A 19,828-nucleotide genomic window follows, 5' to 3' on the forward strand; every position below is an offset into this window, starting at 1 on the left:
GGGTGAGCAGCGCGCCCGCGAACAGGCCGGCGCGCACCTGCCGGTACTGCCCCGCCTCCTCGGACAGGTCGGCGACGCCCACGTGGTGCGACTGGAGCTTCCAGGCCAGCGGGGCCAGCGCGGTGCGCGCGTTGTCCGCCGCGTCCGGGGCGCGCCCGTCCAGCAGCGCGACCACCCCGCCGCTGGAGGCCGCCGCCCCTGGCAGGTCGCGGGCCGCGCCGGGCGTCACGTGCAGCCCGTGCAGGCCGGACCTGTCCGACGGCAGCGCGACCTGCCGGGCCTCGGGCGCGCGCCACGTCCCGAGCGGGGTCCGGTCGTCGTGCGCCCTGCCGCGCCCGTCGGTCCGGATCGTCGCCGCGTTCACCGGGGGGAGCACGGTCGGCACGCCCCGCGCCAGCAGCACCGCGCAGTCGCTGATCACCACCTGCTGCTCCACCTCGTCGCTGCGGACGTACGCGCACTCGGGCGTGAGGACCCGCTCGACGCCCGCGACGCCGTCCAGCAGCTCGACCGCGCGCCCACGCCGCCGACGACGCGCGCGACGGCGCCGCCGCCGATCAGCCGTCCGGCGAACGCGCCCGCCTGCGGCGCGAGCAGGGCGACGCCCGCCACGACCGGCAGGACCCGCCACCACGGCTTCCGGCGCGCGGCCCTGGTCTGCCGCGCCACGCCGAGCGGTTCCACCGCGGTGCGGCGCGTGGCCACCAGCGAGGTGGGCACCGCCAGCGCGGGGGCCGGGGTCAGGTCCTCGGCGAACACGCTCACCCCGGCCGGCTCGACCTCCTCCACGTGCCGTCTGGCCAGCAGGAACAGCCCGCCGCCGACCGCCAGCCGGACGCCGAGCGCCAGGTCGTCGAACACCCGCTTCACCCGGCGCGCTCCACTTCGCGGGGCCTGGCGTCACCACGCGCCAACCGGTCGCGCGCCTGGCTCCCGGTCGCCGCGCGCAGGTCCGCGGCTTCGAGCACGGGCCTCATCGGGCCACCTCCGTTGTCAGCCCGATCGGGCGGTGGTCGGTTCGAGCCCCCGGAGGCCGATCTCCGGGGGCTCGAGGAGCGGCGCCGTCACCGACCCGGCGCCGCCCCCCGTGATGGCTCACTCGGTGCGCAGTCCCAGCGCCCCGGTGGCCTTGCGCAGCGACGGCAGCGTCAGCGCCGTGACCAGCAGACCGAGGACCAGCGCGGCCCCCGAGAACTGCGCGATGCCCGACCAGTCCAGCTCGACCGGCCGCTCGATCACGCCGAGCAGCAGCGCGCCGAGCCCGGCGCCGGTGGCGATCGCGACCAGCACGGCCAGCACCAGCGGCACCGCGTTCTGCCACAGCAGCGACCGGGCCAGCGCGCCGCGCGGGACCCCGCTGGCGGCGAGCACGGCCAGTGGCCGCCTGCGCTCCTTGATCTGCTCCAGCGCCACCACCAGCAGGCTCGCCGCCGCCAGCAGCAGCACGATCAGCGCGCCCGCGAACAGCGCGCCCTTGATCTGCTGGTACTGCTTGGCCTCCACGGACAGGTCCGCGTCGCCGAAGTAGTACGTGTAGACGCGCCAGGCCATCGGGGCCAGCGCGACGCGCACGTGGTTCGCCGCGTCGGCGTCCTTCTCCAGCGCGATGCTGATCGAGCCGCGCACGCCCGGCGGCACGGCCAGGTCGCGGGCCGCGCCGGGCGTCAGGTAGGTGCTGTGCAGGTTGCTGCCCTCGGGCACCACGAGCCGCTTCACCTCGGGCGCGCGCCACGTGCTCAGCGGTTCGCGCTCGTCGACGTACTCGCCGCTCGCGCTCGGCATCCCGGCGGTCTCCGGCGTCCACGGGCCCAGCACGCCCAGCTCGGCGCCCGGCTGCACCTTCCAGTACGACACGTCGGCGTCGCGCTGGAACTCGTACGCCTGGCCGTCGACGCACTCCGGCGCGCCGGAGGCCAGCAGCAGGGCGCACGGGGCGATGCCCACCTGGATGGGCCCGTCCTGCGGGGACGCGCCCTTCGCCTTGAGGTCGACGAAGACCGGGGTGAAGACCTCCTGGACCCCCTCGGTGCCCTCGAGCAGTTCGATCGCCCGCGCCTGCTCCTCGGCCTGCCCCTCCTCGTCGCCCCTCAGCGAGACCTGCATGAGCTCGGTGTTGAGCGCGGGCCCGCCGCCGTCCGGGATCTTGCTCTGGACGCTGGTCAGCACGGTCTGCAGGGCGATGGCCCCGGCGAGGACGACGGCCACGCCGCCGACGACGCGCGCGGCGGTGCCGCTGTCGAGCTGGAGCCTGCGCATGGCGAGCTGCCAGGACGGCGCGCCCCGGTGGGCGTGCTGCACCGAGCGCTCCAGCGCCCAGGGCAGCAGCGCGGGGATGCCGAGCAGCAGCAGCGCGATGCCCGCGACCAGGAGCTCCTCGCGGTAGGCGCCCGTGATCCGCTCGCCAGCGAACCCGCCCGCCTGGGAGATCAGCACCCCGACGCCCAGCAGCACCGGCACGATCCGCCACCACAGCCTGCGGCGCACCGGCTTGGTCTGCCTGACCACGCCCAGCGGCTCCACCACGGTGCGGCGCATCGCCAGCAGCGAGGTGACCACGGCCAGCACGGGGATCAGCGCCGCCAGGACCACGGCGAGCACGGGGGAGGGGCTCAGCTCCTCGGCGAACACGCTCACCCCGAGCAGCTCGACCCCCTCGGCGAACCGCCTGCCGACCAGGAACAGGCCCACGCCCACGACCAGCCCGACGAGCGAGCCGACCAGCGCCTCGCCCGCGGCGATCAGCCGGACCCGCCCGGCTCCCGCGCCGACCAGCCGCAGCGCGGCGAGCCTGCGGTCGCGCTGGGCCCCGGCGAGCCGGGTGCTCACGCCGACGAACACGAGCACGGGGAACAGCAGCACCACGCACCCGGTCAGCACGAGCACCAGCAGGAACGGCGGGAGCTCCTGCGTCGTGCGCTCGTCGCCGAACCGGCCGACGGAGTTGGCCTCGGTCGCCTCGACCGAGGCGTCGCCCGCGAAGTACACGAGGTCGCGGGGCGCGTTCAGGCCCTCGTCGGCGATGGCGCCGACGACCTTCTGCGGGAGCAGCTCGCGCAGCATCCCGTTGTCCGGGTCGGCGAGCATGTCGGCCAGCGCGGGCGACACGTACATCTCGCCGTCGGCCGGGACCTTCGGGATGCCCGGCGGCACCGGGGCCTGCGGGCCGCCCGCGCGCAGGTACTTGGCGGTGATGTCCTCACCGCGGTACTGGGTGCTCCAGACCTCGGAGTGCAGGATCCGCTCGGGCGGGGTGCCCGGCTCGGCCCCGACGCTGCTCCTGGCGGCCTGGCGCTCGTTCCGGTTCTCCATGATCGACGGGACGGTCGCGCCCACCAGCAGCACCAGCACGCCGAGGCCGATGCCCATGCCGGTCAGCACCAGTCGGACCCACGCCCCGCGTCCCCCGCCCGCGGCCAGCCGGACGCCGAGGAGCAGGTCGGCGAAGAAGCGCTTCACCGAACGCGCTCCACTTCGCGGGACTTGCCGTCGCGCACGACGACCTCTCGGTCGGAGTAGGCGGCGACCCGCGCCTCGTGGGTGACCAGCACGACGGCCGCGCTGGTCTCGCGCGCGGCCGTGACCAGGAACTGCATCACGCGCTCGCCGTTGAGCGAGTCCAGCGCGCCGGTCGGCTCGTCGGCGAACACCACCTTCGGGCCGGTGACCAGCGCGCGCGCCACGGCGACGCGCTGGGCCTGGCCGCCGGAGGTCTCGCCGGGCCGCTTGTCCGCGACGCCGTCGACCTCCAGGCGCTCCAGCCACTCGCGCGCCCTGGACTCGGCGGCCTTGCGCTTCACGCCGCCCAGGCGCAGCGGGAGCGCCACGTTCTCCAGGCAGGACAGCTCGGGCACCAGCTGCCCGAACTGGAACACGAAGCCGAAGTCGGTGCGCCGCAGCTCGCTGCGCGCCCCGTCGGCCAGCGCGCTCAGCTCCACCTCGCGGTAGCGGACCGTGCCGCTGTCCGGCTGGAGGATGCCCGCGAGGCAGTGCAGCAGGGTGGACTTGCCGGAGCCGGACGGCCCCATGATGGCCAGCACCTCGCCCGCGTGGACGGCCAGGCCCGCGCCGTCGAGCGCGGGGGTCGGACCGAAGGACTTGCGCAGGTCGACGGCTTCGAGCAGGGGCCTCATCGGGCCACCTCCGTTTTCAGCCTGCCCAACCGGGCGGCGGTCAGTTCGAGCCACCGGAGGTCCGCCTCCAGGTGGAAGAGGGCGTGGTCGCAGATCAGCTGGTCGGCCAGGTCGCCGTCCGCCTTGCGCTTGGTGAGCTTGCGCATGAGGTCGAGGTGCGCGCCGCGCTGGGTGTCCAGCACGTCGTCGGCGCTGCGACCGGACAGGAGCGCGAGCACGACCTTCGTGTACAGGGTGTTCTGCAGGTACGGTTCCGGCTTCTCGGGCGTGCTCAGCCAGCCCTCGACGTCGGTGACGCCCGCGTCGGTGATGGCGTAGCGCTTGCGGTCGGGACCGTCGCCCGCCTCCACGCCCGCCTCCTGGATGAGGCCGTTCTTCAGCAGCCGCGAGAGCGTTGTGTACACCTGCCCGTAGTGCAGCGGGCGGTCCTGCCCGAAGCGCTCGTCGTAGGCCCGCTTGAGGTCGTAGCCGTGCCTCGGCCCCTTCTCCAACAGGCCCAGCAGTGTGTGTCCGATCGACATGCGGACGACTATACACACGACGTATACACACGATGAATACCCCGGTCGGCGTCGCGCTGACCACGACTTCACGACAGCGGGCGGCGGTCGCGCCTACAGTGGAGGGGTGACTGGTCTGGCGGCCGGCTGGGACCACGCGGCTCTCGCGCAGGGTCGAGTCGGCGATGCGGAACACGATGTGGAGCTGCTGCTCGCTTTCCTGAACACCAGGGATCTGGAAATCGGCGCGGACGTGCTGGACGGCACAGCCGCGTGGCGCGCCTGGGTCACCGAGCGGGGGCTAGGCGCCCCTGGGGACCTGGTCGCCGTGCGCGCCGCCCGAACCGCCCTCCGGCGCTCGCTGGGCGACCCGCACGAGGGACCCGATCCCGCTATCGTCGCGACCATCGTCACCGTGGACCTCAGCCACGGCGTGCCGGTCCTGGCCAGCGCGGACGCGCTGGGCGCGGTCCTGGGCGCCGCCGCGAGGCTCGCGGTGCTCGGCTCGTGGGAGCGCTTCAAGATCTGCCCGGCGGAGAGCTGCCTGCGGGCCTTCTTCGACCGGTCCCGCAACAGGTCCCGCACGTGGTGCTCGATGCAGGTGTGCGGCAACCGGGAGAAGGCCAGGAACTGGCGCGAGCGGCGCGCCCTCCAGGCGATCACCTGATCCCCCCGGCCTGACGCAGGAGTCCGCGCCCGGTCCGGGGCGCGCGGGCATCGCGGGAGCAGCCCGGTCCGCGAAGGCCGCGGACCGGGTTCCGGTCGTGCGCGCGACCCGACCGGCTCCGGGGGCGCTCATCCAGGGGCGCTCGTCCGGGGGCGCTCAGTCGAACAGCTGCTCCAGGAAGCTCCTGCGCCTCGGCGGGTAGCCGTAGCCGGGCTGACCGTAGCCGGGCTGGCCGTAGCCGTAGCCCGGCGCGTGACCGGGCGCGGGCGCCGCGGGCTGCTCGCTGCCCGGCGGCGGCTGGTAGGGCGGTGGTGCTCCCGGCTGCTGCCCCGGCGCGAAGTGGGTCGTGGCGGCCGGGTCCGCGCCCGCGGGCTGGTACGGCGGCGGCGCGCCCTGGTCGCCGCCGGGTCCGGGAACCGCGCCGGTCGTGGCGGCCTGGCCGTAGTGCGCCCGCTCCGCCGCGACGATCTGCTCCAGCTCGCCGCCGTCGAGGAAGACGCCCCGGCAGTTCTCGCACTGGTCGATGTGGACGGCGCCCCGCGTGATCGTCTTCATGAGGTCCTGGCACTTCGGGCAGATCACGACTTCGAGACTACGGGCAACACAGGGGTGCCCGCCTGGGCACGGCCGGTGATCGGTGGGCCATCATGCCGGGGTGTCCAGATTTCGCCAGCGAGCCGTCCTGACCGGGTGCGTGCTGGCCGCGCTCCTGGCGGTCGCCGGGCTCCTCGCCACCGACAGCGGCATCGACCCCGACCTGTGGCTCGGCGTGCTGTCCGCGGGCTTCCTGCTGTTCCTCGCCGCCGTCGACCCGTGGCTCCAGCGCCGCCGGACCCCGGTGCTGGCGACCGACGCCAACCTCGACGCCGCCTCCGCCGCGCTGTCCAGGGCCCTGCACGCGCAGTGGAACGACGAGTGCCGCGCGCGCGGCCTCGACGGCGCGGGCCTGCTCGACCTGCACTGGAGCGCCCCCGACGAGCCCGTCAACACCACCCCGCCGCCACCGGGCCGCAGCACCGGCGTCGTCGGCGCGTTCGAGCGGCAGGCGCACCGCAGGCTCGTGCTGCTCGGCGCGCCCGGCTCCGGCAAGTCCACCACGGCCATGCTGCTCACCCTCGGCCTGCTGGAGCGCGGCGGCCCCGTCCCGGTCCTGCTGCCGCTGTCCACCTGGGACCCGGAGGCCGAGGACGTCCGCAGCTGGATGACCCGCAGGCTCTACGAGGACCACCCGGCGCTGCGCAACAACGAGCTGTACGGCAGCTACGCCGCCGACCTGCTGGTGGAGCAGCGCCGCGTCATGCCCGTGCTCGACGGCTTCGACCAGCTGCCCGCGTCCAAGCGCTCGGCCGCGCTCGACCGCATCGCCCGCGCCTTCCCGGCGTCCGCGCCGCTCGTGCTCACCAGCCGCACCGAGGAGTACGCGAACGCGGTCGCCCAGGTCGGCCCGCTCGCGGGCGCCGACGCCGTGCGGCTGCACCCGCTCGACCACGGGGCCGTCGCGCACCACCTGCGCTCCGCCGGCGACCAGCTGTCCGCCGCAGGCTGGGAGCCGGTGTTCCTGCACCTGCGGGAGAACCCCGCCGGGCACCTCGCGGAAGCGCTCTCCACGCCGCTCACCGTCGGCATGGCCGGGGTGGTCTACGCCTACGGCGAGCCGAGCGAGCTGCTCGACCGCACCAGGTTCCCCGACCGGCGGGCCATCGAGGAGCACCTGGCCGACGTGCTGGTGTCCGGCGCGTTCGGCGACCGGGCCGTGGCGCACCAGTTCCGGGCCAGCCAGGTGTGGCCCAGGGACAAGGCGGTGAGGTGGCTGCGGTTCCTCGCGGCCGAGATGCGGGCGCGCGGCATCCGCGAGCTGGCCTGGTGGGAGCTGCGGCGGTCGGTCGGCAGCACGTGGCTGGCGGCGCTCGGCGCGGTCGTGCTCGGGCTGATCGGCGGGGCCGGGGTGGCGTGGCTGATGGCGTACGCCAGCACCCCCGCGCTCGCCCCGTACAGCGGGCTCGTCGTCGGCGCGGCGGTGGCCGTGGCCGCGCTGTACGCGTCCGGGCGGCACGCGCCGAAGGTCAGGGCGCACCACGGGGTGTGGCGCAGCGTGCTGGTGCTCAGCGCGTCGGTCGGCGGCGCGGCCGGGCTGGTGTTCGGCGCGCTCTACGGGCTGTCGGCCGGGCTCGTCGTCGGTCTGGGGCTGGCGGTGGCGACCGCGCTGCGGTTCGCGCTCAGCAGCAACGCCGAGCTGACCCACCCGTCCAGCCCGCTGTGGACGATGGCGCGCGACCGGATCGCGGTGTGGACCGGGTCGCTGGTGCTGGCCGTGGTGTTCGGCGCGGCTGCCGGGCTGGTGTTCGGGCCCAAGCAGACCGGGATGGTCGGGCTGGGGCTGGCGTCCGGGCTGCTGCTCGGGTTCGCGCTGACCGTGCTGAACCTGCGGTGGTGGTGGTTCACCGTGGCGCGGGTGTGGCTGGCGCTGCGCGGGAGGCTGCCGTGGGAGCTGATGGCGTTCCTGGAGGACGCGCGCAAGCTCGGCGTGCTGCGGCAGGCGGGGGCCTGCTACCAGTTCCGGCACGCGCTGGTGCAGGACCGGCTGGCCGGGCCGGTGGCGGCGAAGGCGAAGGGCGGCGGGGCCAAGCGGTTCAGGGGCTTCGCGGTGCGCGGCGCCCGGACGGACGCCCCCCGCGGCGAGGGGACGCCCGCCGAGTCGGCGGTGTGATGGCCTACCCGCCCAGCTTCCTGAGCCTGGTCACGGCCTCGTCGAGCACCTCGTCGCGCTTGCAGAACGCGAACCGCACCAGGTGCTTCCAGCGCTCCGGGTGGTCGGCGAACACCTGCACCGGCACGCCGACCACGCCGATCCGCCCCGGCAGCTCCCGGCACAGCCGCTCGCCGTCGTCGAAGCCGAGCGGGCGCACGTCGGCGGTGATGAAGTAGGTGCCCTCGCACGGGCGCACCGCGAACCCGGCGTCGGTCAGGCCCTCGGCGAGCCGGGACCGCTTGTCCTGCAACGAGTCCCGCAGCCCGTCCACCCACGGCAGCTCGTGCCGCAGGGCGTGCGCCACGGCGGGCTGGAACGGCGCGCCGCCCACGAACGTGAGGAACTGCTTGGCCGCGCGCACCGCGTCCAGCAGCGGCGCGGGCGCGCACGCCCAGCCGATCTTCCAGCCGGTGCAGTTGAACGACTTGCCCGCGCTGGAGATCGTCACGGTCCGCTCGGCCATGCCGGGGAACGCCGCCAGCGGCAGGTGCTCGCGGCCGTCGAACACCAGGTGCTCGTACACCTCGTCGGTGATCGCGACCAGGTCGTGCTCGACGCACAGCGCGGCGACGGCGGCGAGCTCGTCGCGGGTGAAGACGGTGCCGGTGGGGTTGTGCGGCGAGTTCACCAGGACCGCCCTGGTGCGCGGCGTGACGGCGGCGCGCAGCGCGGCCACGTCCAGCCCGAGCCTGCCGGTGCCCGGCTCCTCGGCCAGGCCGACCGCGCGGCGGGTCGCGCCCGCCATCGCCACGGCCGCCGCGTACGAGTCGTAGTAGGGCTCGACCAGCAGGACCTCGTCGCCCGGTTCCACCAGCGCCAGCAGGGACGCGGCGATCGCCTCGGTCGCGCCGACCGTCACCAGCACCGCGGTGTCCGGGTCGTAGCGGACGCCGTAGCGCGCGCGGTGCTCGGCGATCGCCTGCCGCAGCGCGGGGACGCCCGGTCCCGGCGGGTCCTGGTTGGCCCCGGAGTCGATCGCGGCCTTGGCGGCGTCGAGCATCGCCTGGGGGCCGTCGGTGTCGGGGAAGCCCTGGCCGAGGTTCACCGATCCGGTCCGGTTCGCCAGCGCGGTCATCTCGGCGAAGATCGTCGAGGTGAACGGCCGCAACCTGGGGACTAGCGCTGGTACCCGCACGACCCAGGATCTTCACGGACAATGGGGGCGTGGAGCAACTGACGGCCGCTGACCAGGTGAAGCAGCGGGACCTGCGCAGGATGAAGCTCGTGGCGACGGGGTTCTTCGCCGCCGCGACCGCCGTGTTCCTGGTGACGCTGCTGTTCGAGGCGGACGGCCCCGCGTGGGTCGGGTACGTCCGGGCGGCGGCCGAGGCCGGGATGGTCGGCGCGCTGGCCGACTGGTTCGCGGTGACGGCCCTGTTCCGCAGGCCGCTGGGCCTGCCCATCCCGCACACCGCGATCATCCCCAGCCGCAAGGACAGCTTCGGCGACGCGCTGGGGTCGTTCGTCGGGCAGAACTTCCTGGCGGAGGCGGTGGTCCGGGAGAAGCTGGGCCGCGTCGAGGTGGGGCGCAGGCTCGGCGAGTGGCTTCGGGAGCCCGAGCACGCGGAGCGGGTGACGTCCGAGGCGTCGAACGTCGTGAAGGGCGCCGTGACCGTGCTGCGGGACGAGCACGTGCAGGCGGTCGTGGAGCAGGCGGTCGTGCAGCGCCTCATGGCCAAGCCCTGGGGCCCGCCGCTGGGGAAGCTGCTCGGGCAGGTCTTCGTCGACGGCGGGCACCACAAGCTGGTGGACCTGGTGTGCGACCGGCTGTACGAGTGGGTGCGGGACAACCACGTCAAGGTGATGCAGGTGGTCACCGAGCGCGCGCCGGGCTGGTCGCCGAAGTTCATGGACTCGCTGCTGGGCGACAAGGTCTACAACGAGCTGCTGAACTTCGCGTGGGCCGTGAAGACGGACGTGAACCACCCGATGCGGGTGGCGGTGGACCAGTTCCTCGAGGAGTTCGCCCGCGACCTCCAGCACGACCCGGCGACCATCGAGCGGGCCGAGCTGGTGAAGGACCAGGTGATCGAGCACCCGGAGGTGCGGAAGGTCATCGGGTCGGCGTGGGGGACCGCGAAGAAGATGCTGCTGGACGCCGCGGAGGACCCGTCGAGCGAGCTGCGGACCAGGGTGCGCGACGGGCTGGTGAAGTTCGGGACGCGGCTGGTGGAGGACGGGGAGGTCCGCGGCAAGGTCGACGGGTGGCTGGAGGACGCGGCGGGGTACGTGGTGGCGAACTACCGGGACGAGATCACGACGCTGATCACGGACACGGTGGAGCGGTGGGACGCGCGGGAGACGTCGCGGAAGATCGAGCTGCAGGTGGGGCGGGATCTGCAGTTCATCCGGATCAACGGGACGGTGGTCGGGGCGCTGGCGGGGCTGGTGATCTACTCGGTGGGGCAGCTGCTGGTGTGAGGCGGGGGCGCGGTCAGGCCCTTTGCCCCGGCGGTCGGCGCTCCGCCGCTACACCGGCCAGCTGCGCCCCTCCGGCGCGTCCAGCCAGAACCGCTGGTCCTCCCCGTCCACCGTCACCCCGAACCGCGACCGCCGGGGCCTCCCCAGGGCCTGCCACTCACGGTGGCCCTCCTCGGCTTCCGCCCACAGCCTCCGCGGGCCGCCCTGGGAGACCACGCCCCCTCGCGGGCGGGCCCACGAGCCGTCCTCGTGGGCCAGCAGGACCGGGTTCATCGTGACCACCGCGCCGCGCAGGACCAGGCCCGCGAAGAACTCGTAGCCGCTGCCGGGGTGCACCACCTCGTGCGCCCCCAGCGCCGTCGCCCTGGTCTCCTCCGGGACCGCCGTCGCCGCCCGCGCCAGCGCCGCCTCCGCCCACCCCGCCGCGTGCGCCCGCAGCGGCATGAAGCGGCCGTCCTCCGCCAGGACCCTGCCCTCCGCCCGCGTCCCGCCCAGCGCCGTCAGGCGGATCAGCCCCGCGCCCAGCGGGCGGTTCAACGCGGTCACCACCACGCCGCCCGGCCTGGTCTGCTCCAGCCACGGCAGCGGCACGCGGGACACCGCGCAGGTGCCCAGCACGCGGTCGTACGGGGCGGCCTCGGGCCAGCCGCCCGCGCCGTCCGCGAGGGCGCACTCCGGGGACCAGCCGGCAGCCGCCAGGGCGGCCCGCGCGCGGGACAGCACCGCCGGGTCCACGTCCACCGTCACCACCGACGGGGAACCGATCCCCGCCGACAGCAGCGCCGCGTTGTACCCCGTCCCCGTCCCGATCTCCAGCACCCGGCAGCCGTCCGCCACCGCCAGCGCCTCCAGCATGATCGCCATGATCGCCGGCATGCTCGACGAGCTCGTCGGCACGCCGCGCGCCCACCCCTGCTCCAGCGCCCGCGACCACGCCGCGTCGTCGCCGTCCAGCTGGGTCACCCGCACGTCGTCCCGGTAGACCAGCCTCAACCAGTCCGGGTCGCCGCGCGTCACCGGGACCCACGCGCCGTCCTCCCGCTGGGCGAAGAAACCCGGCAGGAACGCCTCACGCGGGACCTCCCGGAACGCGCGCACCCAGCGGGGATCGGAGAGGACGCCCTCCCCGACCATGCCGTCGACCAGCTCCTCGCGGAACCGCGCGCCGAGGTCCACGCGACCCACGGTAGCGCTGTGCCGCAGCACACGCCCCCGGTGCTAGCAGTCCGCTTGCAAGAGCTAGCACCTGCTCGTACCGTGGAACCCGGAAGGGGGTCGACGTGGACAAGTCGATCGACGAGGCGGTCGCCGACCTCGGCAGGGGCATCGGGGACTACATCAAGGAGCAGCGCAACAGCGCCAAGATCTCGCTCCGCCAGCTCTCCAGGCTGGCAGGCGTCTCCAACCCCTACCTCAGCCAGATCGAGCGCGGCCTGCGCAAGCCCAGCGCCGAGATCCTCCAGCAGATCGCCAAGGGCCTGCGGATCTCCGCCGAAGCGCTCTACGTGGAGGCGGGAATCCTCCAGCAGCGCGAGGGCGGCGCGCTCGCCGACGCCATCACCACCGCCCCCGACCTGACCGAGCGGCAGAAGCAGGTGCTGCTCGACGTCTACGCGTCCTTCCGGCGTGAGAACGCCGCCACCGCCGTCCCCGAGCACGAGGAGTGATCACCATGGCGAACCTGCCCACCACCGAGGAACTGCGCAAGGCGGGCGAGCAGGCCGCCTCCGCCGCCCGCACCCCGCTCCTGGCCGCGCTCGGCGCGGGCGACCTCGCCGCCAAGGCCGTGGTCGAGGCGCTGGGCAAGGTCAAGGACCGCGTCGAGTCCGCCAGGGCGGGCGCCGAGGACCTCCCCGCCGAGCTGCGGGGCCGCTTCGACGCGGCCGAGTTGCGCAAGGTCGTCGACGCCTACACCAAGTCCGCCGTCGACCTCTACCAGTACCTCGCCGAGCAGGGCGAGCACGCGCTGGAGAAGCTCAAGACCCAGCCGCAGGTCCAGCGGGCCCTGAGCCAGGTCGACCAGGCCGCCGACGACGCGAACAAGATCGCCGACGACGTGCTCGGCAAGGTCACCCGCCGCACCCGCGAGACGGGCGAGAAGCTCGCCGCCGAGGTCGAGGACGCCACCGAGGAGATCGCCGAGGCCGTCGTCGAGACCGGCGCCGAGGTCGCCCACGAGGTGCGCGCCACCAGCCGCAAGGCCGCCAACCGCACCGCGGCCCGCAAGACCAAGCCCGTCCCGGCCGAGGGCGAGTAGCCACCCGCGGCACCTGCGCTGAGCAGCGGCGGACCACTTCCGGGTGGTCCGCCGGGCGCCGTTCGGGGGAAGAGGCGCCGAACCCCGGTCCCCGCGAATCCCCCACCACCGCCCGCGCCCCGCCCGACCTGCGACAACGCCCCGCCGACCGGTCCGCTACCCGAGCCGACCCGGTTCCGCCGGGTGTCCACGACCGCGCTCCCCGCGTACCCTGGGTCCCGTGCCGCTGTTCAGATTCCCACCCGCCGACGTGGCGTACCTGGATGCCTGGGTGCTGTTCCTCATCTACTACGTGGCGCTGTTCGCGGGCGTGTTCGCCTTCGCCCACGCGGTGACGCAGCGGGCGGAGGCCTACCAGGCCGCGGAGCGGATGACCAAGCCCGCCTGGATGGGGATCACCGGTGGTGGCGCGCTCGCGCTGCTGCTGTTCTCCCTGAACGGCGCGGGCGGCATGTTCTGGCTCATCGGCGTCACCGCGGTCTCCGTCTACCTGGTCGACGTCCGACCCCGGCTGATCGAGGTGCAGCGCGGCCCCAGGTGGTGACCACCCACCGGGTGCACGGCGCGGGCCGACCGGTCACGCTGGTCGCCCACGGCCTCGGCGCGACGCCGGGCGAGGCCCGCCTGCCCGCGTCCGGCCTGCCGGGCGCCAGGGTCCTCGTCACCCTGCCGGGGCACGGCGACGCCCCCGACGCGCCACCCGGCTACTGGACCTACCCGACGATCGCCGCCGACCTGCGCGCCACCGCCCGCGAGACGGGCGCGACGCGGGCCGTCGGCGTCTCCCTCAGCTCCGCCGCGCTGCTGTCGCTGCTCGCGGCCGAGCCCGACGCGTTCGAGCGCGTCGTCCTGCTGCTGCCTGCCGTGTTCGACCGGCCGCGCGGCCCCCTCACCCGCGAGCAGGCGGTCACCGCCGTCCCCGGCCCCGCCGACTACCTCGCGCAGCGCCGAGCCGCCTTCGACCGCCTCGACGGGGTGCTCGAAGCCCTCTCGGGGCAGGTCGCCGTCACCGACCGTGAGGCCCTGTCGCGGGTCACCGCGCCGGTCCTGGTCGTCGGCGCCACCGAGGACCCGCTGCACCCGTCCGAGGTGGCCGCGCAGGTCGCCTCGGCGTTCCCCAAGGGCGAGCTGGAGCTGGTGCCCACCTGGCTCTCCCACCGAGGTGACGTGCGGCGCAGGGTGGTTGAGTTCCTCGCTCGCGGGTAGCCGACCCCCATGGCGAACGAGCAGAAGAAGATTGCGTTCCTGGTCAGCGCCGAGGGCATCGAGCAGGTCGAGCTGACCGACCCGTGGCACGAGGTCGAGAAGGCGGGCGGCGTGCCCAGGCTGCTGTCCACGTCCCTCGGCCAGGTCAAGGGCTTCAACCACCTGACGCCCGCGGACGAGTTCCCGGTGGACGTGCCGTTCGCCGAGGCCGACCCGGCCGACTACGACGGCGTGGTGATCCCCGGCGGCGTGGCCAACTCGGACCTGGTCCGCACGGACGAGGACGCGGTGCGCTTCGTCCAGGCGTTCGCGCGGGCGGGCAAGCCCATCGCGTCGATCTGCCACGGGCCGTGGCTGCTGGCCGAGGCCGACGTCCTCAAGGGCAAGAAGCTCACCTCCTACCCGAGCATCAAGACGGACCTGCGCAACGCGGGCGCCGACTGGTCGGACGAGGAGGTCCGCGTGTGCGACCACAACGGCTGGACCCTGGTGACCAGCCGCAACCCCGACGACCTCCCCGCCTTCAACAAGGCGGCGCTCAAGGCGTTCGGGCTGTAGGCCCAGGGGTTCCCTGGTCGCAGACCCGGCTCCCGCTGATCGGCCTTCCGGGGATCTGCAGCTCCCCGGATGGCTGATCAGCCGTCGCCGTCACCGTCGGGCGCCACCGCCGTCAGTCCAGCTCGGCGGCGGCGAAGGCGGCCATCGCGTCACGGGTGTAGTTCGCGACGCCCGCCCCGTGCGCGTCCAGCTGCGCTCTGAACTCCGGCGAGTCCGCGTACAGCTGCCCCAGCCCGGTGTACGACTCCCGGTTCGGCGTCCAGCTGCGCAGCAGCCACCGGTGGTGCCGGGCGGTGACCGCCAGCGCCTCCGCCGAGTCCGGCGCGGCCCCGCTCGCGGCCACCTCGCCGAACGCCGCCGCGATCTCCTCCCACTCGGCCTTGAACCCGGCCGCGTCGGCGGGCGACCAGCCCTTCATGCGCTCCTTCCCCTCCGCGATGGGCTCGACGACGCGCTCGCCGAAGCGCTCCACCAGCTCGGCCTCGTAGCGGGCCTGGCGGTCCGCGTCGAAGCCGTCGAACAGCTCTTCCGTCCTGCTCACGGCGGTCCTGCCTTCCAGTTCGTCGATGGTCCTGGTGACGGTCGCGGCCAGCAGGGCCAACCGCTCCCGCTCGGCGCGCAGCCACGCGAGGTGGTTGTGCAGCACGTCGAGCGCGGTGTGCCTGCCGTCCAGCACCTCGGCCACGGTGTCCAGCCCGAGCCCGAGGTCGCGCAGCAGGAGGATCTGCTGGAGCCTGAGCAGCTGCTCGCGCTCGTAGTAGCGGTACCCGTTGCCCCCGGTCCTCGCCGGGGCGAGCAACCCGATCGCGTCGTAGTGGCGCAGGGTCCGCGACGTCACCTTCGCCATGCGCGCCACCTCGGCGATCGACCAGCTCATCCGTCCTCCTCAGCCGTGCTGGGAACGACGGTAGGAGTTGACGCAGCGTCAACGTCAAGCGCGAAACCGCGCCTTCTGCCCGGACGGGTGAGCGCGGGGCCGAGCAGGCCCGGTGCGGGGCCTGCGGGTCGTCGGGACCTGCCCGCCCCCGGTGGCAGGATGGGACGGGTGTGGAGCATCGCCGGAACGCTGACGCCCGTGCCCGTCCTGGACCGCCCCGACCTGCTGGCCGGTCCCGTCGCCGCCGCCGTGCGCGCGCTGGCCGACGCCGACCGGGTGGCGGTCGCCGAGATCGACGCCGAGCTCGCGGACACCGCGGCCTTCTGCGAGGCCTACGGGTCACCGCTGACGGCGTCCGCGAACTGCGTGATCGTGGCGGGGAAGCGGGGAGAGGTCACGCGGTACGCGGCGTGCGTCGTGCTGGCCACCACCAGGGCCGACGTCAACGGCGTGGTGCGCAGGCGGCTCGACGCCCGGAAGGCCTCGTTCGCGCCGGTGGACGACGCGGTCGAGCTGACCGGCATGGAGTACGGCGGCATCACGCCGGTCGGGCTGCCCGCCGACTGGCCCGTGCTGCTGTCGCCCGAGGTGGCGGCGGCCCCCGAGCTGGTGATCGGCAGCGGCGTCCGGGGCAGCAAGCTGCTCGTGCCCGGCGCCGTCCTGGCGAAGCTGCCGGGGGCCGAGGTGGTGGAGGGGCTCGCGCGCCCGGCCTGACCGCCGCCGCCCGAACTCGCGAATTCGCCCGCGCCCGGCATCGCGGCGAACCCCTGGAACCGGTAATTCAGTCAGCCAAATGGGCTTCCAAAACCGCTCTGGCCTGATCGTGGGAAAGGTGGCCGACGACCACGTGCGTGGTCAAGCCGTCGGCCAGCGCCAGCAGGGTTGTGGCCGCCCGGTCCGGATCGGGGCGATCTGCCAGCAAACGGGTGAAAATTCCGTGCAATTCGGCGTAGTTCGCCCTGAGGACCTCGGCGAGCGTCGGGCTGACGGCCGCTTGCGCGGCGAACGCCAACCAGACCTTGGCCTCGGCCCGGTGGGATAAGGCTCCCTCACCGGTCACCTGCGGGAACGGCCCGCCGACCTGCGGCGCGCCCCCTCCCGCCCTGGACAGGGTCCTGCGGCCCACCTCCTGCAGGGCGAAGCGCAGCATGTCCTCCTTGGTGTGGAAGCAGCGCTGCACCGCGCCCATGGACACGTCGGCCTCGGCGGCGACATCCCTCAGGGAAACGCCTTCGAAACCGCGCCTGTCGGCGAGCCTGCAGACCGCGTCCGCGATCTTCCTGCGGCGCGAATCGTGATCAACGGCTTTCGGCACCAGGGGATCGTAGCCAATGCGGGCGCACCGAAAGGTTATTCGTTGATCCGGCTATCGCCCCTTTGGCGGAATCACGGATCGGGGAGTGGGGTCACCCGATCTCGGCTGCGTACTTCCGAAGCAGTTCGACGGCCTCGGCGGGGTCGTCGGTGACGAGGATCCAGCGCTCCGCCTCCCGGCCCCGAGCGAGGTTGCGCACCAGCGGGGCCGCCGGGACCTCCTCGGTCCAGAACCGCGCGCCGAGGAACACCATCGGCGCGGCCGGCCCGACCGAGCCGTAGTGGTTCTGGGTGTAGTCCTGGAACACCTCCTGGACCGTGCCCGCGCTGCCCGGCGTGTAGACCACGCCGCCGGTGGCGACGGTGAGCAGGCCCTCCTCGCGGACCGAGTTCGCGAAGTACTTGGCGTGCACCTCGCAGGCCGGGTTGGGCGGCTCGTGGCCGTAGAACCAGGTCGGCACACCGATCGTGCGCGGCAGCCCGGCGACCGGCAGCTCGGGGAACGCCGCGATCCACTCGCCGATCGACCGGGCGTCGTGGCCGAACGTCGGCGCCTTGGCCAGGTCCGCGAGGACCGCGTCGTCCACGCCGACGCGCACGCCCAGCGGCACGGCCTCCATCGCGCCGGGCCCACCGCCGGTGAGCACGGTGAACCCGGCCTCGCCCAGCGTCGCGCCCAGCTCGACGGCCCTGCGGTAGCCGTCCGTGCCGCGCCCCAGCGCGTGCCCGCCCATCACCGCGACCGGCGGGGACGGGACGCGGGCCAGCAGGTCGTCCAGCGCCTCGGTGATCGCGTGGTCGTGCAGCCGCTCGGCGAGCGCGTGCAGCGGGTCCGGGTGGTGGCCCTGACCCCGGCTGTGCAGGTAGATCCGGTGGTCCGGGGTGTCCGCGTAGGACTCGGGCACGGCCGGGTCGAAGCCCGCGAACAGCTCGGGCGCGGTGTAGAGGTGCGACCGGTAGACGTCGTGCGGCAGGTCCGGGATGGTCGGGAACAGCAGCGCGCCCGCGGCCTCCGCCCTGCGCCGGGCGGAGGGGCTGAGCGAGCAGCCGAGGAAGAGCGCGCCGTCCAGGGGGACGCGCAGCTCCTCGCCGCTCAGGTCCAGGTTGACCAGCACCGCGCCCCGCAGGTCCGGGGCGGATCGGGCCTGCTCGACGGTGACGATCTCTTCACGCACACCGGCACACTAGCCCGCCCCGCCTCCGGGGGCGCCGCGGCTCAGAAGATCACCGTCTGGCCGCCGTGCACGAGCACGCGGTCCTCCAGGTGCCAGCGCAGGCCGCGCGCCAGCACGACCTTCTCGATGTCGCGCCCCTTGCGCACCATGTCGGCGACCGCGTCGGTGTGGTCCACCCGGATCACGTCCTGCTCCACGATCGGCCCCGCGTCCAGGTCGGCCGTGACGTAGTGGCAGGTCGCGCCGACCAGCTTCACGCCCCTGGCGCGCGCCTGGTGGTACGGCCGGGCCCCGACGAACGAGGGCAGGAAGCTGTGGTGGATGTTCAGCGCCCGCCCCGACCAGGCCGCGCACAGCTCCGGCGGCAGCACCTGCATGAACCGGGCCAGCACCACCGCGTGCGGGTCGTGCGCGTCCACCAGCTGCTTCACCTGCGCGAACGCCGCCGTCTTGCCCTCGGGGTCGGTGGCCGGGAACGGCACGTGGTGGAACGGGATGCCGTGCGCCCTGGTGATGCTCGCCAGGTCCGGGTGGTTGCCGATCACCGCCGCGACGTCGACGTCGAGCTCCCGCGAGGCGACCCGGCCCAGCAGGTCGTACAGGCAGTGCCCCTCCTTCGACACCAGGATCACCACCCGCCGCCGCTCGCCGGTGTCGGTCACCCGCCAGTTCGCCTGGGCCCCCAGCTCGCGCGCGATCGCCGTGAACCGCTCGCGCAGCTCCTCGACGCCGAACGGCAGCGAGTCGGCCCTGACCTCCTGCCTGGTGAAGAACCAGTTCGTGGCCTGGTCGGTGTGGTAGGCCGCCTCGACGATCAGGCCACCGTGCTCGGCCAGGAACGAGGAGATCCTGGCGACGATGCCGGTGCGGTCGGGGCAGCCGAAGGTGATCACGTAGCGGCGTTCTGGCTGAGGCACCGGGGCAGTATCCCCCGTCCCCCGCTAGGGGCGCGGGAGCGCGCGCACCAGGTCCCCCCGTCCGGTCACGACCGCGTGGCTGGGTCGGTCCCAGACCAGCCGGTAGAGGGAGTCGGCGGTGCCCGCCACCGTGGCGTCCTCGTCGATCGCCGCCCCGTCCAGGGCCCCGACCTCGGGCGCCTCGCCGGGAACCAGGCGCAGCAGCCAGGAGCGCGACGCGTCGGCGGCGTGCAGCACGACACGACCGGAGAGCCCGTTCGGCTTGTTCATGTGCTGCCGGGTGAGCATCGTGGTCAGGTACTCGTCCACCCCGTCGGCCGCGAGGTCGGACGGGAAGAGCAGCGGGGGGACGTCGCCCGCGCGCGCCGCGTGCTCGCCGTCGAGCCGGTGCACGGCGGTCTCGTGCAGCTGCCGCCGAGCCCAGAAGGTCAGGGGGCGGGGCCCGACGAACGTCCAGGAGGGCCGGGAGGGATCTTCGGTCTCCAGCACCCGGACCAGCTCGGAGAACCGCTCGTCCCACCAGGCCAACAACTCGGACCAGTCCTCGGGCCCCTCCTGGGGACGGGGCGGCGAGTCGGTGTCGGGCGGGGTCAACGCGGCCCGGATCGACCAGGCGTGCGTCCGAGCCACGTGCCGGGCTAACACCTCGACCGTCCAACCAGGACAGGTCGGCACGGGCGCGGAGAGATCGGCAGCCGCGATGAGAGCGCGCAGCGCGTCGTACTGCTCCCGAAGGGAGCGCGTGAAGTCAGCGTGTTCCACGACCCGAGCCTAGGGGGGAGACCTGACAGAACGCGGGAGCGAGGGGGCCGCACTGCCGGATCACCGCACTGTCCGGAAGGCCGCACTGCCGGATCACCGCACTGTCCGGAAGGCCGCACTGTCCGAAGGACCGCACTGCCAGGTCGGCGCACTGCCCGGAAGACCGCACTGCCAGGTTCGGCGCAAAGCGCGGGCTGCGGGGCGAGCGCAGCGAGCCCGCAGCTCCCTGATCCCGCGTCCCTCTTCTCCGTTTGGCCTGGCGAAGCCCAAGCGCGCTTGTCAAGATGCCGCCGCA

21 protein-coding genes and 1 pseudogene are annotated in these 19,828 nt (G+C 74.0%); 9 read left to right on the forward strand and 13 right to left on the reverse strand.

What is annotated here, in order from left to right; all coding sequences use genetic code 11:
• The 5 genes and pseudogenes from ACTUAL_RS16025 to ACTUAL_RS16045 form a co-directional block, all read right to left on the reverse strand.
• Positions 1 to 424, reverse strand: a pseudogene (locus ACTUAL_RS16025) (FtsX-like permease family protein); the annotation flags it as partial.
• Complete coding sequence (locus ACTUAL_RS16030) at positions 418 to 870, reverse strand: hypothetical protein (protein ID WP_440900827.1); 453 nt, start codon at positions 868 to 870, stop codon at positions 418 to 420. The gene ACTUAL_RS16030 and the pseudogene ACTUAL_RS16025, both read right to left, overlap by 7 nt.
• A gap of 225 nt (positions 871 to 1,095) precedes the next feature.
• On the reverse strand, positions 1,096 to 3,456 hold the full coding sequence (locus ACTUAL_RS16035) for an FtsX-like permease family protein (RefSeq protein ID WP_440900828.1): 2,361 nt from the start codon (positions 3,454 to 3,456) through the stop codon (positions 1,096 to 1,098).
• Positions 3,453 to 4,130, reverse strand: coding sequence for an ABC transporter ATP-binding protein (locus ACTUAL_RS16040; RefSeq protein WP_440900829.1), 678 nt, complete (start codon positions 4,128 to 4,130; stop codon positions 3,453 to 3,455). The genes ACTUAL_RS16035 and ACTUAL_RS16040 overlap by 4 nt, the downstream gene beginning before the upstream one ends.
• Positions 4,127 to 4,651 carry a PadR family transcriptional regulator gene (locus ACTUAL_RS16045; protein ID WP_015805455.1) on the reverse strand — a complete coding sequence of 175 codons (525 nt, stop codon included), beginning with the start codon at positions 4,649 to 4,651 and terminating at the stop codon, positions 4,127 to 4,129. Before ACTUAL_RS16045 ends, ACTUAL_RS16040 begins: the two co-directional genes overlap by 4 nt.
• Before the next feature lie 178 nt (positions 4,652 to 4,829).
• Here ACTUAL_RS16045 and ACTUAL_RS16050 point away from each other — a divergent pair, with 178 nt between their 5' ends.
• Complete coding sequence (locus tag ACTUAL_RS16050) at positions 4,830 to 5,297, forward strand: CGNR zinc finger domain-containing protein (RefSeq protein ID WP_096497265.1); 468 nt, start codon at positions 4,830 to 4,832, stop codon at positions 5,295 to 5,297.
• 156 nt (positions 5,298 to 5,453) lie between these two features.
• Here ACTUAL_RS16050 and ACTUAL_RS16055 read toward each other — a convergent pair whose 3' ends face one another.
• A complete protein-coding gene (locus ACTUAL_RS16055) occupies positions 5,454 to 5,879 on the reverse strand; it encodes a zf-TFIIB domain-containing protein (protein WP_440900830.1) in 426 nt (141 codons plus the stop codon).
• Positions 5,880 to 5,952: 73 nt separating this feature from the next.
• Here ACTUAL_RS16055 and ACTUAL_RS16060 point away from each other — a divergent pair, with 73 nt between their 5' ends.
• Complete coding sequence (locus ACTUAL_RS16060) at positions 5,953 to 8,004, forward strand: NACHT domain-containing protein (protein ID WP_232520093.1); 2,052 nt, start codon at positions 5,953 to 5,955, stop codon at positions 8,002 to 8,004.
• Positions 8,005 to 8,008: 4 nt separating this feature from the next.
• Here ACTUAL_RS16060 and ACTUAL_RS16065 read toward each other — a convergent pair whose 3' ends face one another.
• Positions 8,009 to 9,181 (reverse strand): pyridoxal phosphate-dependent aminotransferase, encoded by a 1,173-nt coding sequence (locus tag ACTUAL_RS16065; protein ID WP_440900831.1) that lies wholly within the window; start codon positions 9,179 to 9,181, stop codon positions 8,009 to 8,011.
• A 29-nt stretch (positions 9,182 to 9,210) separates the two neighbouring features.
• Here ACTUAL_RS16065 and ACTUAL_RS16070 point away from each other — a divergent pair, with 29 nt between their 5' ends.
• Positions 9,211 to 10,467 carry a DUF445 domain-containing protein gene (locus ACTUAL_RS16070; protein WP_096497261.1) on the forward strand — a complete coding sequence of 419 codons (1,257 nt, stop codon included), beginning with the start codon at positions 9,211 to 9,213 and terminating at the stop codon, positions 10,465 to 10,467.
• Positions 10,468 to 10,515: 48 nt separating this feature from the next.
• Here the strand turns inward: ACTUAL_RS16070 and ACTUAL_RS16075 are convergent, their stop codons facing one another.
• Positions 10,516 to 11,643 (reverse strand): methyltransferase domain-containing protein, encoded by a 1,128-nt coding sequence (locus tag ACTUAL_RS16075; protein WP_440900832.1) that lies wholly within the window; start codon positions 11,641 to 11,643, stop codon positions 10,516 to 10,518.
• Between the two features lie 104 nt (positions 11,644 to 11,747).
• Here ACTUAL_RS16075 and ACTUAL_RS16080 point away from each other — a divergent pair, with 104 nt between their 5' ends.
• The 5 genes from ACTUAL_RS16080 to ACTUAL_RS16100 all read left to right on the forward strand — a co-directional run bounded on the left by ACTUAL_RS16080 (position 11,748) and on the right by ACTUAL_RS16100 (position 14,488).
• Complete coding sequence (locus ACTUAL_RS16080) at positions 11,748 to 12,134, forward strand: helix-turn-helix domain-containing protein (protein ID WP_096497260.1); 387 nt, start codon at positions 11,748 to 11,750, stop codon at positions 12,132 to 12,134.
• Between the two features lie 5 nt (positions 12,135 to 12,139).
• The gene (locus ACTUAL_RS16085) at positions 12,140 to 12,724 is read left to right on the forward strand and encodes a hypothetical protein (protein WP_096498122.1); all 585 of its coding nucleotides are present in this window, start codon (positions 12,140 to 12,142) and stop codon (positions 12,722 to 12,724) included.
• Positions 12,725 to 12,944: 220 nt separating this feature from the next.
• Entirely contained in the window at positions 12,945 to 13,268 is a 324-nt protein-coding gene (locus ACTUAL_RS16090) for a DUF2516 family protein (RefSeq protein WP_015805446.1), read from the forward strand.
• Positions 13,265 to 13,930, forward strand: a complete 666-nt coding sequence (locus ACTUAL_RS16095) for an alpha/beta fold hydrolase (protein WP_440900833.1) — start codon at positions 13,265 to 13,267, stop codon at positions 13,928 to 13,930. The genes ACTUAL_RS16090 and ACTUAL_RS16095 overlap by 4 nt, the downstream gene beginning before the upstream one ends.
• Positions 13,931 to 13,939: 9 nt before the next feature.
• Positions 13,940 to 14,488, forward strand: coding sequence for a type 1 glutamine amidotransferase domain-containing protein (locus tag ACTUAL_RS16100; RefSeq protein ID WP_096497259.1), 549 nt, complete (start codon positions 13,940 to 13,942; stop codon positions 14,486 to 14,488).
• A 112-nt stretch (positions 14,489 to 14,600) separates the two neighbouring features.
• Here ACTUAL_RS16100 and ACTUAL_RS16105 read toward each other — a convergent pair whose 3' ends face one another.
• Complete coding sequence (locus ACTUAL_RS16105; protein WP_440900834.1) at positions 14,601 to 15,365, reverse strand: MerR family transcriptional regulator; 765 nt, start codon at positions 15,363 to 15,365, stop codon at positions 14,601 to 14,603.
• Positions 15,366 to 15,524: 159 nt separating this feature from the next.
• Between ACTUAL_RS16105 and ACTUAL_RS16110 the strand changes: the two genes are divergently transcribed.
• Complete coding sequence (locus tag ACTUAL_RS16110) at positions 15,525 to 16,079, forward strand: YbaK/EbsC family protein (RefSeq protein ID WP_096497257.1); 555 nt, start codon at positions 15,525 to 15,527, stop codon at positions 16,077 to 16,079.
• A gap of 67 nt (positions 16,080 to 16,146) precedes the next feature.
• Here ACTUAL_RS16110 and ACTUAL_RS16115 read toward each other — a convergent pair whose 3' ends face one another.
• The 4 genes from ACTUAL_RS16115 to ACTUAL_RS16130 all read right to left on the reverse strand — a co-directional run bounded on the left by ACTUAL_RS16115 (position 16,147) and on the right by ACTUAL_RS16130 (position 19,533).
• Positions 16,147 to 16,680, reverse strand: coding sequence for a TetR/AcrR family transcriptional regulator (locus tag ACTUAL_RS16115; RefSeq protein ID WP_096497256.1), 534 nt, complete (start codon positions 16,678 to 16,680; stop codon positions 16,147 to 16,149).
• A gap of 91 nt (positions 16,681 to 16,771) precedes the next feature.
• A complete protein-coding gene (locus ACTUAL_RS16120; protein ID WP_440900835.1) occupies positions 16,772 to 17,854 on the reverse strand; it encodes an LOG family protein in 1,083 nt (360 codons plus the stop codon).
• 41 nt (positions 17,855 to 17,895) lie between these two features.
• The gene (gene purU, locus ACTUAL_RS16125; RefSeq protein ID WP_096497254.1) at positions 17,896 to 18,771 is read right to left on the reverse strand and encodes a formyltetrahydrofolate deformylase; all 876 of its coding nucleotides are present in this window, start codon (positions 18,769 to 18,771) and stop codon (positions 17,896 to 17,898) included.
• Between the two features lie 24 nt (positions 18,772 to 18,795).
• The gene (locus tag ACTUAL_RS16130) at positions 18,796 to 19,533 is read right to left on the reverse strand and encodes a maleylpyruvate isomerase N-terminal domain-containing protein (protein ID WP_096497253.1); all 738 of its coding nucleotides are present in this window, start codon (positions 19,531 to 19,533) and stop codon (positions 18,796 to 18,798) included.
• Positions 19,534 to 19,828: the final 295 nt, after the last annotated feature.

Source organism: Actinosynnema sp., assembly GCF_052038725.1.